Consider the following 1,271-nt stretch of genomic DNA (forward strand, 5'->3'; position numbering starts at 1 on the left):
CGTAACCGCTCCATTGTTACCGCCGTGATTTGGCCTTGATGCGGGCGGCGATTTCAGCGTCATCTACGAAGTCTTCAAGGAACTCATGCCAGGTTTCGGTGGTTATACGGGCGTCGCGGATCATGTCCTTCAGTTCCGCGATGCCGTCGTCGGTCAGTGCGGTGACGGTTTCGTCAGCACCGGCATAGACGCTGACGATGTTGCCATAGGTCAGGTTATCGTCGTTGGAGATGATCGCTTCAAGAAGTTCGACATCCTCGCCCAGCATTTTGGCGACGTAGTCGATAGTGCATACATGGGTCACCGCAGCCATCAGGCGGCCTCTGAATGGGCAGCGTTCAGCGGTGCCCAGTTCCACGGCAGTATCGCATCCAGCCGGTTGATCTTATGATCGTGGATGCGGTCGAGAATGTCAGCAAGATAGGCCTGCGGGTCGAGACCGTTGAGCTTGGCAGTCTCGATGATGGTCATCGCACGTGCCAGAGTTTCAGCGCCTGTGTCAGCACCTGCAAATAGCCAATTTTTCCGTCCTATGCCAATCGGACGCAGTGCGCGCTCGGCTGGATTGTTGTCGATGGCCACACGGCCGTCAGTCAAAAACAGGCTGAAGGCTTCCTGCCGACTGAGGCCATAGCGGAACGCCTTGGCCAGATCGCTCTTGCCTGGAATGCGCAGGATTTGTTGTTCGGACCAAGCAAAGAAGGCCTCGACCTTTGGCTGGCTCAACTTTTGCCGCGCGGCATGGCGGACGTCAGCGGGTTGACCGTTGATGTCGCGCTCAATGTCGTAGAGCTTGCCGATCCGGTCGAGAGCCTCGCGGGCGATCTCGGACTTGGTCGAGGCCCAAAAATCATGGAAGTCACGCCGCAGGTGTGCCCAACAGGCGGCTTCGCGTAAGCGCGACGGGCCACCCGGTTCGGGTTCATAAAGCTTGGCATAACCCTTGTAGCCGTCCGCTTGCAGAATGCCGCGCGCGTCGGCCAGATGGCCAAGAACATGCTCTTCCTTCCAATTCGGGGCGAACCGATAGACAGCCCCGGGTGGTGAAGTTCCTGCCCATGGACGTTGGTCTCGCACATAGGCCCAGATCCGGCCTTGCTTGACCCCTTTGCCAAGCCCTTTGTCGCGTCTTGACCGATCCAGCACACGGATTGGGGTATCATCCGCGTGCAGCAAATCGCTGACCATGATGTCAGCCTCAATCCTCTCGATCAGTGGCGACAGGGTTTTCATCGCACGGCCGCACCAACCAACCAGCGTGCTTTCGGGAA

The 1,271-nt window shown here is 58.3% G+C and carries 2 protein-coding genes; both read right to left on the reverse strand.

Translation table 11 applies throughout. The features are described 5' to 3' along the window. Positions 1–16 precede the first annotated feature (16 nt). Entirely contained in the window at positions 17–313 is a 297-nt protein-coding gene (locus J3L16_RS15785) for a hypothetical protein (RefSeq protein WP_207614024.1), read from the reverse strand. After that, a partial coding sequence (locus J3L16_RS15790; protein ID WP_207614025.1) for an IS66 family transposase occupies positions 313–1,271 on the reverse strand: 959 nt, incomplete at its 5' end. The genes J3L16_RS15785 and J3L16_RS15790, both read right to left, overlap by 1 nt.

This window comes from Alteromonas sp. 5E99-2 (assembly GCF_017368475.1).
Taxonomy (GTDB): Bacteria; Pseudomonadota; Gammaproteobacteria; order Enterobacterales; family Alteromonadaceae; genus Alteromonas_F.

Bases quoted from the DNA above. Each gene is read 5' to 3' on its own strand.
- J3L16_RS15785 (WP_207614024.1), bottom strand. From the start codon at position 313: ATGGCTGCGGTGACCCATGTATGCACTATCGACTACGTCGCCAAAATG.